Annotated in this window: 23 protein-coding genes; 22 read left to right on the top strand and 1 reads right to left on the bottom strand. The window is 59.5% G+C overall.

What is annotated here, in order from left to right:
- The first annotated feature begins 1 nt into the window (after position 1).
- The 3 genes from mobF to CFB34_RS33140 all read left to right on the top strand — a co-directional run bounded on the left by mobF (position 2) and on the right by CFB34_RS33140 (position 4,815).
- A complete protein-coding gene (mobF, locus tag CFB34_RS33150) occupies positions 2–2,896 on the top strand; it encodes a MobF family relaxase (RefSeq protein ID WP_027811060.1) in 2,895 nt (964 codons plus the stop codon).
- Positions 2,897–3,358: 462 nt separating this feature from the next.
- The gene (locus CFB34_RS33145; RefSeq protein WP_034192242.1) at positions 3,359–3,835 is read left to right on the top strand and encodes a cupin domain-containing protein; all 477 of its coding nucleotides are present in this window, start codon (positions 3,359–3,361) and stop codon (positions 3,833–3,835) included.
- A 188-nt stretch (positions 3,836–4,023) separates the two neighbouring features.
- The gene (locus tag CFB34_RS33140; protein ID WP_034192243.1) at positions 4,024–4,815 is read left to right on the top strand and encodes a VUT family protein; all 792 of its coding nucleotides are present in this window, start codon (positions 4,024–4,026) and stop codon (positions 4,813–4,815) included.
- Here the strand turns inward: CFB34_RS33140 and CFB34_RS33135 are convergent.
- On the bottom strand, positions 4,802–5,419 hold the full coding sequence (locus tag CFB34_RS33135; RefSeq protein WP_049120948.1) for a helix-turn-helix transcriptional regulator: 618 nt from the start codon (positions 5,417–5,419) through the stop codon (positions 4,802–4,804). The genes CFB34_RS33140 and CFB34_RS33135 overlap by 14 nt on opposite strands.
- Positions 5,420–5,701: 282 nt before the next feature.
- Here CFB34_RS33135 and CFB34_RS33130 point away from each other — a divergent pair, with 282 nt between their 5' ends.
- The 19 genes from CFB34_RS33130 to traW all read left to right on the top strand — a co-directional run bounded on the left by CFB34_RS33130 (position 5,702) and on the right by traW (position 19,651).
- Positions 5,702–5,953 (top strand): hypothetical protein, encoded by a 252-nt coding sequence (locus CFB34_RS33130; protein WP_034192245.1) that lies wholly within the window; start codon positions 5,702–5,704, stop codon positions 5,951–5,953.
- A 567-nt stretch (positions 5,954–6,520) separates the two neighbouring features.
- Positions 6,521–7,168 carry a lytic transglycosylase domain-containing protein gene (locus tag CFB34_RS33125; protein WP_223274478.1) on the top strand — a complete coding sequence of 216 codons (648 nt, stop codon included), beginning with the start codon at positions 6,521–6,523 and terminating at the stop codon, positions 7,166–7,168.
- Positions 7,165–7,554, top strand: coding sequence for a hypothetical protein (locus CFB34_RS33120; RefSeq protein ID WP_034192246.1), 390 nt, complete (start codon positions 7,165–7,167; stop codon positions 7,552–7,554). The genes CFB34_RS33125 and CFB34_RS33120 overlap by 4 nt, the downstream gene beginning before the upstream one ends.
- A 179-nt stretch (positions 7,555–7,733) precedes the next feature.
- Positions 7,734–8,132: a hypothetical protein gene (locus CFB34_RS33115; RefSeq protein WP_027811065.1), complete on the top strand. Its 399-nt coding sequence runs from the start codon at positions 7,734–7,736 to the stop codon at positions 8,130–8,132.
- A gap of 12 nt (positions 8,133–8,144) precedes the next feature.
- Positions 8,145–8,432: a type IV conjugative transfer system protein TraL gene (gene traL / locus CFB34_RS33110; protein WP_027811066.1), complete on the top strand. Its 288-nt coding sequence runs from the start codon at positions 8,145–8,147 to the stop codon at positions 8,430–8,432.
- A 4-nt stretch (positions 8,433–8,436) separates the two neighbouring features.
- Positions 8,437–9,048, top strand: a complete 612-nt coding sequence (locus CFB34_RS33105; protein WP_027811067.1) for a type IV conjugative transfer system protein TraE — start codon at positions 8,437–8,439, stop codon at positions 9,046–9,048.
- Entirely contained in the window at positions 9,045–9,791 is a 747-nt protein-coding gene (locus CFB34_RS33100; protein ID WP_027811068.1) for a type-F conjugative transfer system secretin TraK, read from the top strand. The genes CFB34_RS33105 and CFB34_RS33100 overlap by 4 nt, the downstream gene beginning before the upstream one ends.
- Entirely contained in the window at positions 9,784–11,106 is a 1,323-nt protein-coding gene (locus CFB34_RS33095) for a TrbI/VirB10 family protein (protein ID WP_027811069.1), read from the top strand. Before CFB34_RS33100 ends, CFB34_RS33095 begins: the two co-directional genes overlap by 8 nt.
- A complete protein-coding gene (locus CFB34_RS33090; protein ID WP_175048440.1) occupies positions 11,099–11,953 on the top strand; it encodes a hypothetical protein in 855 nt (284 codons plus the stop codon). Before CFB34_RS33095 ends, CFB34_RS33090 begins: the two co-directional genes overlap by 8 nt.
- Positions 11,950–12,378, top strand: coding sequence for an HNH endonuclease signature motif containing protein (locus tag CFB34_RS33085; RefSeq protein WP_027811070.1), 429 nt, complete (start codon positions 11,950–11,952; stop codon positions 12,376–12,378). Before CFB34_RS33090 ends, CFB34_RS33085 begins: the two co-directional genes overlap by 4 nt.
- Positions 12,375–12,833, top strand: coding sequence for a hypothetical protein (locus CFB34_RS33080; RefSeq protein WP_027811071.1), 459 nt, complete (start codon positions 12,375–12,377; stop codon positions 12,831–12,833). Before CFB34_RS33085 ends, CFB34_RS33080 begins: the two co-directional genes overlap by 4 nt.
- Before the next feature lie 2 nt (positions 12,834–12,835).
- Complete coding sequence (locus CFB34_RS33075; RefSeq protein ID WP_027811072.1) at positions 12,836–13,189, top strand: hypothetical protein; 354 nt, start codon at positions 12,836–12,838, stop codon at positions 13,187–13,189.
- Positions 13,186–13,461, top strand: coding sequence for a hypothetical protein (locus CFB34_RS33070; protein WP_027811073.1), 276 nt, complete (start codon positions 13,186–13,188; stop codon positions 13,459–13,461). Before CFB34_RS33075 ends, CFB34_RS33070 begins: the two co-directional genes overlap by 4 nt.
- Positions 13,458–14,369: a DsbC family protein gene (locus CFB34_RS33065; RefSeq protein WP_223274479.1), complete on the top strand. Its 912-nt coding sequence runs from the start codon at positions 13,458–13,460 to the stop codon at positions 14,367–14,369. The genes CFB34_RS33070 and CFB34_RS33065 overlap by 4 nt, the downstream gene beginning before the upstream one ends.
- A gap of 2 nt (positions 14,370–14,371) precedes the next feature.
- Positions 14,372–15,052: a type IV conjugative transfer system lipoprotein TraV gene (gene traV, locus CFB34_RS33060; protein ID WP_027811075.1), complete on the top strand. Its 681-nt coding sequence runs from the start codon at positions 14,372–14,374 to the stop codon at positions 15,050–15,052.
- Positions 15,053–15,066: 14 nt separating this feature from the next.
- On the top strand, positions 15,067–17,661 hold the full coding sequence (gene traC, locus CFB34_RS33055) for a type IV secretion system protein TraC (RefSeq protein ID WP_027811076.1): 2,595 nt from the start codon (positions 15,067–15,069) through the stop codon (positions 17,659–17,661).
- A 2-nt stretch (positions 17,662–17,663) separates the two neighbouring features.
- Entirely contained in the window at positions 17,664–18,032 is a 369-nt protein-coding gene (locus tag CFB34_RS33050) for a TrbI F-type domain-containing protein (protein ID WP_205713840.1), read from the top strand.
- Positions 18,033–18,246: 214 nt separating this feature from the next.
- The gene (locus CFB34_RS33045) at positions 18,247–18,756 is read left to right on the top strand and encodes a S26 family signal peptidase (RefSeq protein ID WP_049030195.1); all 510 of its coding nucleotides are present in this window, start codon (positions 18,247–18,249) and stop codon (positions 18,754–18,756) included.
- Positions 18,757–18,949: 193 nt separating this feature from the next.
- Positions 18,950–19,651, top strand: a complete 702-nt coding sequence (gene traW, locus CFB34_RS33040; protein ID WP_223274481.1) for a type-F conjugative transfer system protein TraW — start codon at positions 18,950–18,952, stop codon at positions 19,649–19,651.
- Positions 19,652–19,662 lie beyond the last annotated feature (11 nt).

Genomic DNA, 19,662 nt, shown 5'->3' with positions numbered 1-19,662 from the left:
CATGATGAGCATGCACAATGTCGGCAGCGCCAGCCAAGCGCTCCACTATTTTTCGAAAGACAACTACTACACCACCGATCAGGGACTCGAACATTCCGCCTGGTTCGGCAAGGGGGCGGCCACCCTCGGTCTGAACGGGCAAGTCGATCGGAACGTGTTTTTCAAACTGCTGTCTGGGCAGGTCGGCGATCAGCAACTCGGTCGCGTCGTCTTGGACGAGAATGGCGAGCCCGAGGTCGTGCATCGGCCCGGCATCGATTTGACGTTTTCGGCACCGAAAAGCGTCAGTATCGCTGCCGAAGTTTTCGAAGATCGCGAGGTCCGTCTCGCCCACGAGGAAGCCGTCAAGGAGGCGCTCGAGTACGTCGAGGCGTATGTGGCGCAGGCCCGCAAAACGGTCGATGGCGAGACGCTGGTCGAGCCGACCGGCAATGTAGTAGCCGCCCTCTTTCGACACAACACGAGCCGAGATCTCGACCCCGATACGCATACCCACGCCCTGGTCATGAACGCGACCCAACGCGCCGATGGCGAATGGCGATCGCTCACCAATGACGAGTTGTACGTGCAGCAGAAGGTGATCGGGGCAATCTACACGTCCTCGCTCGCGCGCGGGTTGCAGAAGCGCGGCTATGCCATCACGGCACCCGACGAGAACGGGAATTTCGAACTGGTCGGCGTCACGCGGGAGCAAATTGAACACTTCAGCCAGCGCTCGGCAGCGCGCGATCGATGGCTGCGGGCCAACGGAATCGATCCTGCAAACGCCACGGCCGCCGAGAAGGAGCGTGCCGTGCTCGCGACCCGCGAACGCAAGGTCGGCGTCGACCATGAGGCCTTGTCGGTTCAATGGCGTGAGCGCGCACAAGCAGTCGACCTCGACTACAGCGTCATCCAGCAGAAGGCACGGGAGGCGCGGGAAGCGGGAACGGATGCACGGGTCGTCAAGTTGTCCGGTATTGAAGCCCTACGGTTCGCTGCGTCTCACCTCGGTGAGCGCGAAATCGTGCTGAACCAATATGACCTCGTCCAGACCGCGCTCGAACATGCGGTCGGCCGAACGTCTCCGAATCAGATTCTCGATGCCTACAAAAAGCTGGTCCATCAAGGCAAGATCGTCGACCTTCCGGACGGCAACATTACCACCGAGAAGATGCTCAACACGGAGCGCTGGACGGTCGAGAACGCGCTCGCGCAGCGAGATGCGACGCCGGCGATCGCGCCTGCCGAATTAGTCCGGTCCAGAATCGAACAGGCCATCGCCACCGCGCGTGCGGAGCGGAACGATTCCACCTTCGACTACACCCCCGGCCAGCGAGGCGCGATCGAGCATGCGCTGACGAGCAGAGACCGGATCGTCGCGGTGCAGGGGCTCGCCGGCGTGGGCAAAACCACGATGGTCAAGGGAACAGTCCAGGTCGCGCACGAGCAGGGTTGGCTTGTACGAGGGATGGCCGCAACCGGGCAGGCTGCCAAGCAGCTCGAGAACGACTCCGGTATCCAGGCCGATACGGTTACGATGTTCGAGATTCATGAGCAGCGGCGCCAGGATGATTTGAAGGTCCTGCGCGAGTATGTGCCGGACCTATCACGAGAGCGCGAGCTCTGGCTCGTCGACGAGTCATCGTTCCTCGCCCAACGGCAAATGGCTCGCCTATTTAAGATGGCGGAACGAGCGGATGCGAAGGTCATCCTCCTTGGCGACCGCCTCCAGCTGCAGGCCATCGAGGCGGGCAAACCGTTTGAGATCCTGCAGGACGAGGGCGTGACCACCGCTCAGATGACCCAGATCCAGCGCCAGAAGAATCCCGAGTTGCAGCAGGCAGTCGCGATCACCGTGGGCACCGCCGACCTTGCACCGGATGAGCCCCTCACCGACCTGAACCTCGCACGTAACGCTCGCGCCTTCGACTTTCTCGAGCGAGCTGGGCGCGTGACGGAACACGAGGATCCGCGAGACCTGATCGACCTGTTGGCGCGCCAGTACGTCGACCGGGGACCACGAAGAAATCAGACGATCATCATCACCCCGTTTAACGAGGACCGCGTCGAAATCAACAATGCGGTTCGGGCGGAGCTGCAGGAGCGTGGCGATCTCGATGTCAACGACTCGGCACACACCATCTTCCGGTCCGACGGCGATTTGACCCGGGCCAAGCAGAAGGAGGCGCAGTACTACACCAAGGATATGACCGTCCGGTTTGGTCGTGACTATCAGAAAATACTCGCCTCCCGCGGCGAATACATGGGCGTTGTGGGCACTCGACCCGACGAGGGTATCGTCGTTCTGCGGAAGTCCGACGGGTCTCTAATGGAATGGGAACCGAAAAAGTACAACCGGGTGGAGGTGTATCTCTCGGAAACGAGGAATCTCGCCGCGCGTGACGTCATCCGCTTCACCCGCGGCGACGAGCTCGTCAAGAATGGCCACGAGGCGACCGTCGTTTCTGTCAACGAGAACCAGGCGGTCCTGCGGCTCGCGGATGGCAAGGAAATTCCTTGGGATCTCGACGCGCAGCGTCATTGGGATCACGCGTACGCGGTGACGGTTCACGCAGGCCAAGGCGCGACCCGCGAGCAAGCCATGCTGCATATCCCTTCACACAAAATGGAGCGTGATCCGGAAGATGCTCGGCGCCAGTCAGACGTCGCGATGACGGTGCGTAGGATCTTCGGCGACCGGAGCTTCTATGTCGGGCTCACCCGGGCGGTCGAGGATCTCCAGATTTTCACGACCGACGCAATTCTCGCTCGAGCGGCCGTCTCACGCCACCAGGACAAGTCAAGCGCCATCGAGACGCTGCGTGAACATGAGCTGGCCGAGCAGGCGAATACCCAGCCGCAGCGCCAGCGACGTCAACAAGCTGCGCAACAGATGCAGATCGAGCCGGACTGAGGTTGCGGCGCGCGCCCGCGACGGACGCTGTTCCATCGCCTCGCCGCTACGGTTATAGGGGCGATGCTCGGTCGCAGGCGCGCTGCGCGTTCAAATTAAATCAAATCGAAAGAATTGTGTTGGAGTCTCGAATATACCTTTCGATTTGTTGACATCTGTTCGGCGCGGGAACCTCCGTATTGCAAAGCGGTAAAGAATTCCAAATCGATGTCGATATCATCGTGTAGGATCAGCAGCGGTACTATTTCCCCGTGCACCTGCGGTCTCGCGATGTATTAGAAATTTCAACTAAAACCACATCGTATGTTTGCGAAAAACAATAAATTTATGTGTAGAGGGCCGAAGGCGGTGCTTCAACGAGTAACCTTCGTTTCGATTTTTGTAATAGTTTTCATGATATCTGCGGGAAACGTTATGCCAAATTCAAATAGCAGCAGACCTCGCGAATCCAGGGAATTCTGGATGGAGAAACTTGGTCTGGAGCCTCATCCGGAAGGAGGCTATTTTAGATACGCATTTGGTTCTGACATTTATCGAAAGACGGCGAGCGGCGCTGAAAGGAAAAATTATAGCGGAATCTATTTCATGGTGACCCATGATAGCCCGTCGCACTTCCATCAGATGATATCCGATGAAATATGGTACTACCACTCTGGCGACCCGCTCATGATGCACGTCATCGATGAAACGGGAGCATATCGGACGGTCCGTCTCGGCCCGAACGTGGAACATGGAGAGGTACTTTCTGTAGTTATGCGCGGAGGATGGATTTTCGGGGCGTCGGTCGATTCAGGTGATTACACGTTGGTCAGTTGCGCTGTTGTGCCGGGATTTGACGATGCTGATTATAGAATTCTTACTCAGTCCGAGTTGCTGGGAAAGTATCCGCAATATCGAGATATCATATTGAAGATGGCGTATCAGAATCTGCCCAAGTGACGTAAGTGTTCGGTTTTCCAAGGTAGGCCGGTGGTGCTTTTGGTTGTTTGGTGGATCGATTTTGAACAGGCGCAATTATGGTAACGGCAAATAGTATCCCGAGATGCCAGGTAGAGGCGATTCTTCCGAAGGATGGTGAAAAGCGATTTTCGGTCGCGAGAGTGCGCGTGAATGATACGGGTATTTCGATGAAGCTGCCCGTTGGTGAACTGTTAGAGGCGGATTGGATTGGCAAATTCTCTGCCAACGATGTCGCATTGCTCGCTACGGTAAATGCTAACGACGTCAATATCCAGAACATCACCGAGCGAGTGCCGCACTTCCCTTACGGGATTATTTATCTTACGGCACTTTTCAGCGTCATGTTGGTCACTACCAATTTAATTGGAGATAGTATCACCACCATCAACCTGCCGTTCCTGCATGGGTACAGCGTCCTCTTTCCGACCGCGCTAGTCGTTTTTCCGTTGACGTATTGCTTTGGGGCTTGCATAACGGAGACGTATGGATTTGTTGTAAGTCGCCATGTGATATGGGGTGCGTTTTTAGTGAACATCCCGGTTATTCTGATTATTCTGTCGCTCGAGAAGGCGGGATGGCTGGGCGGTAGCGTTCTCGGAGTGTCCCATCAAATGATGAGGGCGCTGGGCGCGTCGGCTGTCGGCTACTTCGCAGGCGAGTTATCTAATTCGCTGGTCGTATCTAGGCTGAAGATCGCACTAAGAGGCCGCGCCCTGATTCTTCGTTTTCTTGCGGCCAATGCAGTCGGAGCAGTCGTCGATAGCGTTCTATTTGGGACACTATTGTTTTACGGTGTTGTGCCGTTGACTGTGCTTCTCAAGATCGTGCTTGCACAAATCACGATAAAGATGTTGTACGAAATGGCGTTCTCTGTCTTGTTTTCCAGAATCGTTCTCTGGATAAAGTCGCGTGATGGTGTCGATCATTACGACTATAAGGTGAATTTCATTCGGAGCTAGTGCCCATTATAATTTCCACAACTTTTCCGATGATCGCTTGCTCATTTATCAATATGGGCCGGCGCTTTGAGGTTGATTCTATGTCGTAACCGATGAGTTTTTCGCCATCCGTCAACTTGACGAAGGTGTAAGTTTGTTCATCTACTTCGACAAATGCAAAATCGCCTGAATCAAGAGAAGCATAATCTCCTATGACAAGGATGGCATTGTGCGGAAGCGGTTCGGTGCGGCTCTTGGGGGCGAGTGCAATCGCAAATCGACTCGAATTTGCGTTCGATACCCTGATCCACAGCTGACCGTGGCGCGGCGCCGCGGATACTTTTCGCGCGTCGCGCAGACTCCGCTGCTCATAGACAGGCACGAACCCCCTGCTCTCTTCGCCGAAGAGGGACGACATCGGAACGGCGAAAAACCGGGCAATTGCTGAAATCGTGCTCAGTCTCGGATCGATAGTTTCACCCGATAACAGGCGGCTGAGCGTCCCCCGGTCAAGATCGATCGCGCGCGACAGTTCCGAGTCGTTAACCCCGGCCTCCTGCTGCAAGTGTTTGATTGTTGCCACAAACGTGGCCGCTAGACTTGCAAGTTCTTCCTTTTTCTTCACGCGCTTTGTCCGACCCTAATTTTTGTTCAACGAAGGAGTTGAAAATTTTCAACATCCTGTTACAGTTGGTAACGTCATTTGCTGGTCGACCGATCGGCGCTGGTCAGGGTGAGAGGACAAGATCGTCGTCTCCCGCTGCGCCCTGCAAAATATGTTGTTTTGCAATGCAAGTCATGTTCTATTGCAGTGCAATACAGGTAATGTTGGTAGAAATTGAATCGAACCATCCGAATCGGTAGCTATCGCTTTACTATCCTCCAGTTGAGCACATTGGAGGGTGGGTTGAGCAAGATTACTGAGGCGGAATTTCGGGATGCCGCGAAGAACAACGCTATCAAGCACGCATCGGTTTTGCGCACGGATAGGGGCTATCTCTTCGTCGTCGAACTGTCTTGGAAAGAGGGCTTGCACACGTTGTATACGTTCCGCAATGAACCGAGGACATGGGCAAGCCTGGATAGCATGATGAAGTACTTTGAGAAGCACGAGCTGAACGTTAACGTGATCACCCTGCAGTGGAATCCAAAGGGATGAGCGGTACGAACCTGGTAGCTCCAGGTAGCGGCAGTCGCCAGGTTTACCGATGCGAAGTCGGCCCGGCCTCTGAGCCGCTCGCGCGAAAGCGTAATGAGTTCTGAGCGCTGCCCACGTGTGACTAGCTGTTCTATACGCGATCTTGGTCAATTGACCGCCGTGGGTTTTGAAGTGGACAAAAAAACATGTGCGGCGCTTCGAATATCGTCACGCCGCAGATTCGGAAAGTCTCCGAACATTCATGTCTGTGTTGTGCAGTTGTAGTTAATTAAGACGGACATACAGGGTGCGCCAACACCCCATATGTCCTGACCACAAGCAAATAGCTGGGAAAGCTGAGAGAGACCACTCGTGGCTACAGATATTGTACGTCAATCCTTCGGGATTGACGCATTCGATGCGTCCCTTTTTAAGGCGACGGCGATACGCCTTGTCCACCGCACCGGAATATCACGCGCGAGCAAGACATTCGATCGCTGTTCCGCGTCAAACCTCCTCCGCAGCGGCATGTCTTGCCCTGCGGGTTCGGTGTCACGCATCTTTTCGGACGGACCCCCTTTTTGCTCCATGTTGCTCTTTTGGTACGAGCAGCTTTCGCTCGTATCCCGCCTGTCGCTTTCTTCTCTCAGTGCCTCGACTGCAGGCGGTCTCGTAGCGTTTCGGGGCAACCCGATACGCTACGTTTTTTATTCCGTGCGTCGCCACTCATCGTGTGCGATGCGCACCTTCTGCGTGGCAGTTGCTGCCACGATCGCCCTGCTCGCTTCTCCGCCAGCGACCGCGGACGTTTGCAAGGGCAATATCTTCAATGAGGCGGCAGCACTCTATCACCTCGATCCCGATCTCCTGCGGGCGATAACCTGGGTCGAATCCCGTGGCGTGCCCGGCGCCGTTGGGCCGCGCTTGCCGGACGGCCACAGGGCGTGGGGAGCCGCGCAAATCAACGATGTCCATCTTCCCGAACTCGTCAGCTACGGCGTCACCCAACGCGACCTCCTGAACCCGTGCGTGAACCTTAAGCTCAGCGCGTGGGTGCTCGCCAACTGCATCCAGGCCAAGGGCGCGACCTGGGCCGCCGTCGGTTGCTACAACACAGGGCCCGGTTCCACGAACATCGCCGCCCAGGCGCGCTATGTCCGGCTGGTGCAGCGCGCATATGCGGGCTATCGCGCCCAGTCGGCGCTCGGCAAGGTCGCCGAAGGAGGCGCGCGATGATGCGCCTCGTCCCTCTTCTTGGCCTGATTGTCGGGACCCTTACGCAAGCCTGCTTTGCGTCTTCCCGCCTTCCGGACTACGACGTCACGCAGATCGGCGAACCCGGCTCCGGCCGCTACGTGTTCTGTTCCGGCGACTCGTGCCCTGAACCGACGATCAAGCACCTCGCGGCGCCGGCGCCTGTCGTTCAAGAGAATCTATCGCTCCCTGTATCGGCCGCAGAAACCCGGCCCGTTCAAGCGCTTTCCACGCCGATCGCCAAGCGCCACCAATCCCTGCAAGCGCGAATCCGACATGTCCACCGAGTCGCGAAGGTGGCGAATCGAACGCTTTGCACCGCGGGCGCCGCGGTCGGGACGGCGTCGAAGCACCTGGCGGGCCGTTAGTCCGCGCAGCTCACCGATTCACCACTCGACCAAGGAGGAAACGCGACAGTAAGTAATCCGTAATGAAATTTCGATTGTTCGTTTAACTACTTTCCCCCTGAATCGTGCTCGCGCTGCATATAGCGGCGCGAGCACAACCCCCGGCCCGCGCTGCTGGCTAGCTACCACATGAGGACTAGATGAATACCGCTCAATTCAACCAGCTCGAGATGCTCGAATATCGAGCCGCGAGCGCCCTCGTTGCTTTCGAGGATCGCGCGAAGGCGCTTCTGGAGAAATCCGAAGTGCGTGAAACGCTGAACTTCGTCGTTGCCGTGATCCTCGCGGTCACGCTAATGATGGTCGCCCGTTACGCATTTGGAACGGACGGCGTGGAGTTCCAGCAAGGGTCGACCACCCTTGAGGGATGGGTCAAAGGCAATCCCGGAAAAAGCTGCGCACTCGCTGGTTTGATGTTCGGGAGTGTGCGCGCGATGTTCGTGAAGGACTACGGTGCTTTCGTTGTCCCGTCGGGAATCGGCATCCTGACCGGGATAATCGTCGGCATCATCGACGCCAGCTATACCGCGACGATCTGACCGGGAGCGGCGATGTCGGATGATCTCAGTCACTACGTACCCAGTCGCCTTGACGACCCGGAGAAGTTTCTGTTCTTTCGCAAGGATGTAGCAGCGATCGGGCTCACTGGCACGATCGGCGGTGTGTTGCTTAACCACACCCTGCTTGGTCTAGTCGCGGGCGTTGCGATCGCGGCGCTTTGGCAGAAGTTCAGCTCGGGCCAGCATCCCGGTATGTCGGCTCACGTCATGTACTGGGTATTGGGTCAGCCAGCGCCGAAGAAGTTTCCGCCGTCCGATCTTCGCGAACTGAACGGGTGATTCGATGACACCCGGTAAAGCCGCCCAATCACGCGAACAGCTGCAGGCCGAGAACCGCTTTCTGAAGAAAGTGCTGCTCGGAAACGGCACCACCAGTGTGGTCATCGCGCTCACCTGTGCATGGCTGGTCGTCACGCAGCGCGTCATCATCATGCCGCCAGCCGTTCGCGGCACCTACGTCGTCGGGGCTCGGTATGCAAACGACCAGTACCTCGCCGATCAGGCCGCGTACGTGCTCTCCCTTTCCAAAAGTGTCACGCCGACCACCGTCGACAACAACGTACGGATTCTCCTGTCCATGGTCGACGACGATCGACGCGCCGCGCTCAAGACGGCATGGGAGGCCGACGCACTCCAGATCAAGCACGACGGCGTGACGGACGTCTTCGAGCCGATGGGGGTAGGCGAGGTGGATTTCCGCAACAAAGCTGTGAAGGTCACCGGCACCTTGACCACCTACATCTCCGGCAAGCGCACGAGCTCGGAACAAAAGACCTACGAGGTCTATTTCGGAATCACCGTCTTCGGCCGCTTAGTCCTCCTCGACATCCGAGAAGCCGCGCGCGGCAAACAAGGCGTCGAGCCGCTGGTCACAACGGAGACTCCCGCATCATGAAATTTGCCTTCAATCGACAGTCGCCGAAATTGTGCACGGCATTCAGGCCGCGTCTCGTGTTTGCCGCCATGATGTTCCTGACTACCACTAGTGCGCATGCGATCCAGGTCGTCAAGGGAGCGGATCGGCAAACGCAGCAGGTCTCGATCTCCGCGGCGGAATACAACGTTCTGTCAATGTCCGGGGGGCGCAGCTTTTCGAAGATCGTGCCAGCTCTACCAGGCTCGATCTCGTGGACGCAAGACGGCGGAAAGCTCTGGCTCATGCCCGCGAATCCGACCGCGCTGAATGAGTCGATCACGGTGTTCGTGATCGATGACGCCGGCACGACCTACCGATTATTGCTCGTTCCCGGTCCGCGACCGGCCGAAGATATCCGTATCGAACCGCCTGCAGCGCGCTCGACCCAAGCGCTCCACGCGTCGGCTTTTCAACGACGGGTGAAACTCATGATGCTGGCGATGGCCGGTGGTCGGGGGGCACCGCAGCTGTCGTACACGTCGCTCGACACTGTCGTGCCGCTCTGGAAGGAGGCTGTATTGACGCTGGTCCGTCAGTACAGCGACGGCGATTTCATTGGCGAGACCTACACGCTCTCGAATACCTCGCACACCGACATGGCCATCGACGAGCGCGAACTCTACGCGCCGGGCGTGCTCGCCATCGCGATCGAAAACGCAAACCTGCCGGCCGGCGCCAGCACGATTGTCTATGTCGTTCGTGAGCGGGGCGACCATGAGTGATGTCAATCAAGCAACCAAGCGCCGCCAGCGGATCCTGACCGTGGCCTGCTTCGCCGTCCTCGCTGGCCTCTTCACCGTTGGTATGTTCTTCACGCAGAGCGGGCCGGCCAATCGTCAGTTCACCACGAAGGTGCCGTTTACGAGCCTCGGCGACCAGAACGATCGCAATGCCTGGCGGGCTCACTCGGAGGCGCAACTCGCTGAGCTTACGCGCAGGATGTCGAGTATAGATTCGCGCGCCGACGATGCCGTGTCACAGATGAAAGCCTTGTCGAAAGCCCAGGACGAGCTCAGCAAGCGGATCGACGCGATGAAGAGCACGCCGGCAAGCGCCCCCGCGGCCGCGTCCGGAGCAACGGCAGACCGCGCGGCCCTGGACAAGCCAATTCCCCTCAACGGGGCCCCGGCCAAGACGGGCGCAATCCTGAATCCGCCATTCGGCAAATCCGGCAACCCCGGTGTCGATATGGCTGCCGCCCCTCCAAAGCTCGCCATCATTCAATTCAATGCGCCGACCGGCAACGGGGTCGACTGCGTCGACCCCCGCTACTCGTCGTTGCCGTTGGATCAGGCGACACGCGCACAGCAGGACTGCCTGAAGGCCAACGGCAAGAAGAAAGTCACTTTCATCCCTGCCACCTCCTTCGTGCGCGTATTCATGATGAACGGCGTCGACGCTCCGACGGGCGGCGAGGCCCAGCACGATCCGCTTCCGGTGTTCCTCCAGGTATTGGACGCAGCCAATCTACCGAACAGTCGCAAGCTCGACATCACGGAGTGCCGCATCCTGACGCAGGCGTATGGCGACGTTTCCAGCGAGCGCACTCACATGCGCGGTGAAACGCTCGACTGCATCCTGAAGAACGGCCGAACCGTGGAAATGCCGATTAAGGGCAACGTCATGGGCGAGGACGGCAAGGAAGGCGTGCGAGGTCGACTAGTCTCGAAGGCAGGATCGGCACTGGCCATGTCGGTGTTCGCCGGTATCTCCTCCGGGATTGGGCAAGCGTTCAACGAATCAGCCAACACCCTCAGCAATACCGCACTCGGGTCCACCTCCATTATCAACCCGAGCCAGGTCGGCCGTGCCGCCATCGGCAGCGGCGTATCTGGGGGTGCAGACACTCTTAAGCAGTACTACATCCGAGCGGCCGAAAAGCTTTTCCCTGTGATCGAGACGGACGGTGGTCGCATCGTCGAGTTCGCCGTGTCAAAGGGAGCCGAATACGACGGCGCCCTCTCCGATATCAGCAACATCAACGATGGCTTGGCCAACGATGGCCGTGCTAACGATGGGGGCTACACCGATGATTGATGAAACGAAGAGCGTGACCATCGCAGCGTTCGAGGCCGCGATGCTGCGGTGTGCGGACCAAGCGGTTCACGAAGCGTCGTTCACGAAGGATGGAGACGGCAACTACCACCAACCGGAAATGCGCCGGGCGCTTGCCGGTTGGTGCGGCGCTGCTTTGCTCATTGCCGAGCAGGTGCGGGGATTCGCGGATATCGGTGCCGATCGATTTCGCGGTGATCCCGCGTTTCAATCGGGCTTCCTTGAATTTCTTAAGCAAGCTGCGGATCTGCTCGACCTCTCCAGCAACGAGCTTGGTTCGTCAGCCGTTACCGACGTGACCGACGCGAATCCACTGACAAGTGCGGCAGCGTTCGACGATGCAGCACTCGACGGGTTCAACCGCGTGTTGAAGGCAAAGATGGCAGTGGGTAGAGCCCAGGGGCGTGCCGGGTGGTGGAGCGCACAACGGGGTGATCTGTCGACTATGTTGCGCTCGCACGTCGACAAGGGCGACCCCATCGATATCGGCCTGCTCGCCATGATGCACTGGTACATGGACGAGGCCGTCGCGTCTGCCCCCACGCAGCCTGACGCGATCGTTGCCGCTGGCGAGCTCACGAAGATTTCCAGCAGTCCGGTCATGGGCGGCCAACTCGACATCAGGACGCCGGCCGGTGCCATTGGCATTACCGGCTTTCCGAACGAACTTGCGCGCGACTGCAAGCCCTGGCTCTGGGAACAGGTGGAGATTGTGATCCGTTCCACGGCCGAAGCGCGCCGCGCCGGCGCCGTCAAGCTGGACGCAGGCGCGGATCGTGGAGTCGCCTGCCAGGATGCTGCCACACCTGCCGTGGAGCATAAAGCGTGAGCCGGCTGACGAAAGCACAGCGCGATCGGCTCCGGCGCAAATACGACGGCCGCTGCGCGTACTGTGGAATGCCATTGCCCGATCGGTGGCATGGCGACCATGTAGACCCGGTTGTACGCGCGGTCGAGACCAAGCGAACCGCGAATGGCCAATGGAAGCTTGTGAGCGTCCCGTCGAGGCATCCGGAGCGTGACGTCGAGTCGAATTACATGCCGTCCTGTCCGCCTTGCAACATCAGCAAGGGGCAGATGTCGCTTGAGCAGTGGCGCCAAGCGCTCATGAAGCATGTCGCCTCCCTCAACGCGTATCACCCGATCGATCGCCTGGCGAAGTGCTACGGGTTGATCGAGGAAACCGGGGCGCCTGTCGTCTTCTATTTCGAGCGGGTCGCTGCGCGCGCGGCCGTCTCTGGAGAACTTCAATGAACTCTCCCCGCGATTATCAACTTGTCCCGTGTCCGTACTGCGACCTTGACGCGGTCATGCGTGTTTCCGAAGCGATGTTCGGTGGGAGTTGCGTCGAACCCGCGTGCCCCGGTTATCAGATGGTGCTGCTCTTCAACGACGCCGCTGCCGCTGCAGCCGCCTGGAATCGACGCGCTGGCTCAGTACATCCGGACGATGTCGCCGTTGACCTCTTCGCTGCACGGATGAAACGCAAGCTCGCCAAGAAGCGTCAAGAAGGCCGTCGCGGACGGCGCGACCCCGCGACCGTCTCGGCGATGACGCTCGCGAGCGAGCTTATCGAGGTCGTCGCGATGGGCGATCCCGTGGATGTTGCCAACGTCGCGATGATGCTCGACCAGCGAGGTGCAGAGGCGCGGTTCTTGCCGGCCGCGCTGTGGGACTTCGTGCAACGCCGCAAGCCCCTGGAGGACTGACCATGCCTCGTGCCAAATATATGCCGACTGCCAACGATGTACTTGCTGCGATGCGCCCACGTGTCGCCTATGCAGCCTACGCGTTGGCAAGCGAGTTTCACCTGAGCGCGGCACGGATTCGCCCGCTGCTCGAAGCGATGGTCTCGCAGGGCACGCTCTCGATTGCGCATGTTCCGAATTCGCGGGGCTACAACGTCCGCATTGCCGGAGATAAGCAGACCGCGGATTCCCCTGTTGAAGAGTATGTCGGTGTGCCGGCCGCACCGCGCACGCATGTTGTGTTGACCGGCGACTTGACCGTATACGCGGCTGAGATCAAGCGCCGGGCGGACCTTTGCATGATGGTGCGGCGATGACCGAGATCAGCAAGATCGAGTGGTGCGACCGCACGTGGTTTGGAGCGTGGGCCAAACGGACTGGCCAGGTCTACGACGGCATCGATTCAGCAGCCTACGACGACGGCGACGCCCGCATGCTGCGCGTTGGTAAGAAGCTGGCTGGCCGCACGATCGATGGGGTCAAGCATCACGCTTTTTCGAAGCCATCTCGGCAAATGACCGTCCCTCCAGCGTCGGCGCCCACGTTCGCCGCCGGCACCTCGCCCTCAACATGCTCAATGATCCAATGAAACACGCCAAATTCACTTTCGCTCTTCTGATGACGACGTGCATCGCGTGGGGCTGCACCACCCAAGGTACATCCGCGGTGCCATCCACGGTTCCGGCGCGCGTCGCCGGGCCAAGCTCTGAAGTCGGTGTCACGGCGTCCGTCGCTCAGGCTGCGACGTCGCAGATAAACCCTGCCGACCCGAACCTTGATCCCGGCGTAGCTGCGCTCAAGGCGGCGCTCCATGCACGCTACCCGGCAACCAAGTTTCGCGAGGTCGCCGCCACGCCGTCGGTCGGCATCTATGAGGTCGTGATGGGTAACAAGGTTGCCTATACGGATGTCACCGGGCGGTACTTCCTGTTTGGCCATCTCTTCGACATGGTGACGCAGCAGGATCTGACCGTGCCGCTCGAGCAAGCGCTGCAGAAGGTGCGGTTCCCGGCGGATCGGCTTCAGGACGCGTTCGTCGAGGTTCACGGTACCGGCCGCCGCAAGCTCGCAATCTTCGACGATCCCGATTGTCCCTACTGCCTGGCCTTGGAGGACGACCTCTCCAAGCTCAAGGACGTCACGATCTACCGCTTCATGTACCCGCTCGAATCGATTCATCCGCGTGCCCGCGCCCATTCCATAGCGATCTGGTGCGCCGAGGACAGGCTTGCCACCTGGCACGCGTGGATGCCCCTCGCATTGTCGCGCTGGATGCGTGATCAGGGATCGACTCCGACTGGCGTCGCTGCCAAGACACCTGCCCCGCCACGCGTCGAGCCGAAGCTCGTGTCGTGCGCAAATCCCATCGACGCGAACGAAGCCCTGGCCGCAAGCATGGGAATTTCCGGCACGCCTGCGCTCGTGAGCGAGGACGGGCGGGTGCTGCCGGGCGCCGCCAGCGCCGAAGCAATCGATCAATGGCTTGGAGCGAAGTGACCATGAAAAACAAGATCATGCTCGCCACGCTTTCAGCGCTTCTCAGTCTGACCGGCTGCAGCTTCAGCGGCTACGACGCGAACTCGCAATTCGCCTGCAAGGCGCCTGAAGGTGTGCTCTGCAGCAGCATGTCCGGCATCTATGCCAACGCGATGGCGCATAACCTGCCTGATCAGCACGTTCATACAGGCGCGGGCGCGACGACCAATATCGCACTCGGCAGCTATGCCGGAGATCCCGGCCCGGCATCGAACGCATCGGGTGCTGCGGTCAGTGCCAGTTCTCGACCCGTCGTCGGCTCCGCCGAGATTCTCCCCAAAGCGCTCGATAGCGGCGCTCCGGTTCACACGGCTTCGCGCGAAATGCGTGTCTGGTTCGCGCCGTGGCAGGACGCGGACTCCGACTTGCATGACCAGGAATACGTCTATCTGATCGTCGATCCTGGCCACTGGTCGATCGCGCACAACCAGCAGCGCATCCAGGCCGCGTTCCGGCCGGTGATGCCGCCGACTCCTGCGCGGGATGCTAGCAGTAGCGGTAGCAAGGCGGCTACTTCCAGCTCCAACAGCGATTCGACGTCGGGGGCGATATCGAGTGCTGATCGGGTCATGCAGGGCATTCTCACGCCTGCCGGCGCAGTCGACCGTGCAGCGGCTGCGATGCCCGCAGCGACGGACCATTGATCCAGGAGTCATTGATGAGCACCTTGCAGGCCTGGATCGATGACGCGAAATCGCTCGCGCGAATTGCGATCAGCGAAGCAATTCTCGGCACCGAGGACGATCTCGGGCCGCCCGCGCCCGTTGCCGCGGACCAGCGACGCATAGAGACGGTCGGACTTCATAACCTGCTTCCGTATGACCAGTACGACCCCGCCACCGAGCTCTACTACAACACGGATTCGGTTGGCTTCGTGCTTGCGGTTGCACCGCAGACGGGCGCCGACGCGGAGTTGACCCGCAGTCTCCACGGCCTATATGACTCGGTTCCGGCCGGCTATGGGCTCCAATGGATGCTGTTGGGCGACCCCATCATCGAGGAGTCATTGAACGCCTACGTCGACCTTCGGCGCGAGTACGCCGAGGCGGGACGTGCGCCCTCGTTCTATCTGGAACAGGCCGAGCGCCGCGCCGCATTCATTCGCGGCAAACTCGGCCAGCCGCTGTTTCTTGGCCAAAACTATTCGATCACGGACAAGCGGCTGTTGCTGTCGATCGTGCGCAAGGGCTCGCTCGACGATCTGAAGCTGATCGAAGAAATCCAGAATATTCGCGACGTCGTCGGTGCGACGTTGAGTTCCGCAAGCCTGGCAAGCCGTAGCGCGGAGCCCAACGATCTGTTGCGTTTTCTCTGGCCGATCCTCAACCCCGGTGCGTTCTTTGGCGATGGGGCTGAAACGATCGATCAGACTTATAGCGACGACAAGCCCATTCGTGACCAACTGACGGCTTTCGGTCACCACATGCGGGTGAAGGCAAAGCATTTGCTCTACGGAGTGCCGCCGGAGGATGCCGACGAGCCCGACGCACGCATCGCTGTGCGCAGCTTTGGCGTGCACCAGTATCCGAAGAGCAAAGAGCTGTGGGAGATGAACAACATCGTCGGCTCGCTCTTCAACGATGTCCATCAATACCCCTGCCCGTACCTGATCACGCTCGGCGTCCTGATTCTCGATCAGACCGCCGTCGAGACACGGGCCGCTTTGCGTAGTGCGCGCGCGACGCAGAACGCCGAATCGAAGATCGCGAAGCTGCAGCCCGAACTGGCGCTGCAGAATCAGGACTGGAAAGCCGTCTCGATGCAGCTCACGCAAGGGGGCTCGATGTGTGAGCTCTATCACACGCTCACGCTCTTCGCGCCGCGCAAGAAGATGGAGCAGTGTGTGGCGGCCGCGAAAGGCATCTGGCGTTCGGAGCGCTTCAAGCTGTTCCCGATGCTGACCCAGCAGCTGACGACATTCCTGTCGGCCCTGCCCATGATGCTGACAAGCGACATGCGGGACGACCTCAAGAAGTTTCGGTTGATCACCACCAAGACCACCGTAAATGCGACCGATATGGCACCGGTGCTCGGCGAGTGGTCGGGTACGAATGGACGGGCAAGCCTGCTCTTTTTTGGCCGTCGCGGTACACCCGCGCTTGTAGACATTTACTCGAGCGGAACGAACTACAACGGCTTTGTCGATGGTACTTCCGGCGCCGGTAAATCGGTGCTCATGAACGACATCATCGGAGCGTTCCGCTCGGTCGGCGGAATCATCCGGATCTGTGACGTGGGCTATTCGTACGAAAAGCAGATCGACATGGGAGACGGCCAGTACATCGACTTCAAGCCTGGGTCGCGAATCGTCATCAATGCGTTTTCGACCGCTGGCATCGATACCGAAAATGGTCTCGACAGCGAGGTGAAATTCATCCGGCCGATCATCGCGCGCATGGTATCGCCGACCGCTCCTATCACTCCGTTCGAGGGCGCGTTGCTCGATGTCGCAGTGCGCATCGTATGGAAGGACTACGGCCAGGAAGGTAGTCCCACGTTGGTGCGAGACGCCCTGCTGAGCCTGAAGGACCAGAATGGGCAACCCGAGCGCATCGCGTATGAACTTGCCGTGCGTCTCGAACCGTTCTGCAAGGGGGGTGTTTACGGCGACTACGTCAACGGGCGCACCAACGTACGACTCGACAATGAAGTGGTTGGACTTGAGCTCGAGCACCTCAACAGCGATCCCCAACTGCGCACGGTGATCATGCTCGGCCTGACCAATCAGGTCACCAACGAAATGTACCGCTTTGACCGGTCGCGACCGAAGCTGTTCCTGCAGGACGAGGGCTGGCAGATCGTCGGTGACGATCAGGAATCGGCCGACTTCATGGAAGAAGGCTATCGGCGTGCGCGCAAATACGAAGGCAGCTTCTTTTTCGCGACGCAGGGGATCACCGACGCCGGGATGAACAAGGCAACGCAGGCCGCGTTCGACAACTCCGCATGGAAGTTCCACCTCAAGCAAAGCGACGACACGCTCAAGAAGATCGAGAAGGGCGACGTGATGGATCTGTCGCCGGGGTTGAAACGCATGTTGAAGTCGCTACGCCCGGTACCCGGTCGCTATAGCGAGTTCGTCCTCGTCGATCCGAACGGCGGCACGCACCTACTGCGCCATATCCCTGACGAATTCACGCTGGCCATGGCGACCACGAAGGGGCCGGACTACGAATTCATGCAGCGTTTGCGTGCCGGCGGCACGTCCACAGAAGACGCGATCCGCGCCCTAATCCAAGCCAAACGGAAGTGAACATGCGACACGACCTCGTACTCACCGGCCTTATCTCGATCGGCGCTTCGTTGGTGCTGGGCTCCCCGCTCGTCTACTTATGGACGCAACGCGAAAGAGTTGCGCCGGTCGTCGTGGTTGACGTGCAGAAGCTCATCAGCGATGAGCAGGAAACGCTGCTGAAGACCTTCAATAATGGCGATCCCGTCCACATGACGGACGACGCGAAGAATAAGGCGACCCAACACGCCGGCGATTACGCAAAGCGCCTGTCGGCCGCGCTGGACCAGCTCGGCACACAGTGCGGCTGCGTTGTCGTCAATAAAGCTGCCGTGCTCGCAGGTGATGCGCCCGACCTCACTGACCTGATCGCCAAGAGGATCGCGAAATGACTCGTCTCCGATCGACGGCCCTCTCCCAGTTTTCTGCGCGCACGCTTGGAACAAAAATGGTGGGCGGACGATTTGCACCGACCGCCGTTGGTGATTATCTGGCCGCCTCGACCAGTACTTGTGCGGCGGCGCTTGCAAACGTAACGACGCATTTCGACTTGCGTCGATCGGGGGGCGCGAATTTTGCAAGAACCGACCTTCGCGGAGATGAGCAGTGATCGCGCTCGTCGCCTACTCCAGCGGCCTGGCTCGCTATCGACGGTTTGTTCGCACCGTGGTCGCGCTGACGGTCGTGGCGGCTGTCGCATGGGGCCTCACGCCTTGGTATGGGCTGACGTTCAACATGTCGACCAGTCTGCCGGGGACGCTCTACTTCATCCGCAAGGGCCCCTGTCGGCCGCGCCTCGGCGACACCATCGCATTTCGGTGGCACGGTGGGGCGACCTACCCCGCAGGACTGACCTTCATCAAACACGTGGCTGGTTTGCCTGGCGATGTCGTGCACGTCGTTGGTCGCAACGTCTGGGTCAATCAGACCTATATCGGCTACGCCAAGCCGCTCTCGCTTGCAGGGATGGCGCTGTTTCCGACCGAAGACGGCGTGATTCCGCCGGGACACTACTTCGTGGCCACGCCGAACCCGAACAGCCTCGATTCGCGGTACTCGATCGCCGGCACCGTTCCTCAAACCGCAATCGTCGGGGAGGCCTATGAAATTTTTTAACCGCTGCCGCGCCCTCAGCACGCCGGCCGGCGCTTCAACTGGAGGCTCAGATGACGCTTCTGATGCTTGCAATTGGCTTGTTCATATGGGCCGTATGGATGTGCGTGATCGTGTTCTGTCTTGGTGTGGGGTTTCTGGTGGCCTGGTTTATAGGCATGTCATTGGTACACCACATTTCTTTATCGTCCAAATAGTGGACACAGGGATAGGTCCAGCCTGCTTGCTCGTTGGTTGGAGGCAGCTACGACAGCTTATCCGACGAGCTGCAGTCCTGTGGATCGCGGCACTGACGGTCGCGGTATCCCCGATTTCAGCGATTGCGGAGGACCTGGGCGTGGTTGGCCCGACGTATCCGATTGCGGAGCACGACGCGATTGCGATGCTGAAGCGCCGCCTGCTCGAACTGCAAGCCAATGGTGGGCTGGCGGCCATCGAGCGCCGTGCGCGCCAGCGCGCGCTGCATGACGTCACGTCCCTGCCCCCGGTGCCGGGCATTTCGACCGTCAGCGCGTACTCGAGTCGCCTGATTGATCCGACGGTCACCTACTCCAAGCCCGTCACCAACGACGAGGGCGCCGTGATCGTCGCCGCCGGCACGCGTATCAATCCGCTCGACATTGTCACGCTGCACGAGCGCCTGGTGTTCTTCGACGGCCGCGATGCGGGACAGGTCAAGGCGGTGCAGGCGCTCGCGGCCCGCTCCGGCGATTCCATCAAACCGATCCTGACTGCTGGTTCGTGGTTTGACCTGACGAAGTCGTGGAAACGGCAAGTGTATTTCGATCAGCAGGGTCGACTTAGCCAGCGTTTCGGGATCACCCGCGTGCCGGCCGTCATCAGCCAGCGCGGCAACCAACTGCTTCTTGAGGAAGAACCTGCGGAGCAACTGCGTTGACCCGGCGACCA

Origin of the sequence: Burkholderia sp. HI4860 (assembly GCF_002223045.2) — a bacterium.
Lineage (GTDB): Bacteria > Pseudomonadota > Gammaproteobacteria > Burkholderiales > Burkholderiaceae > Burkholderia.
Note: the sequence above shows the minus strand (reverse complement) of the source record. Positions and strands in the feature narration are given on the sequence as shown.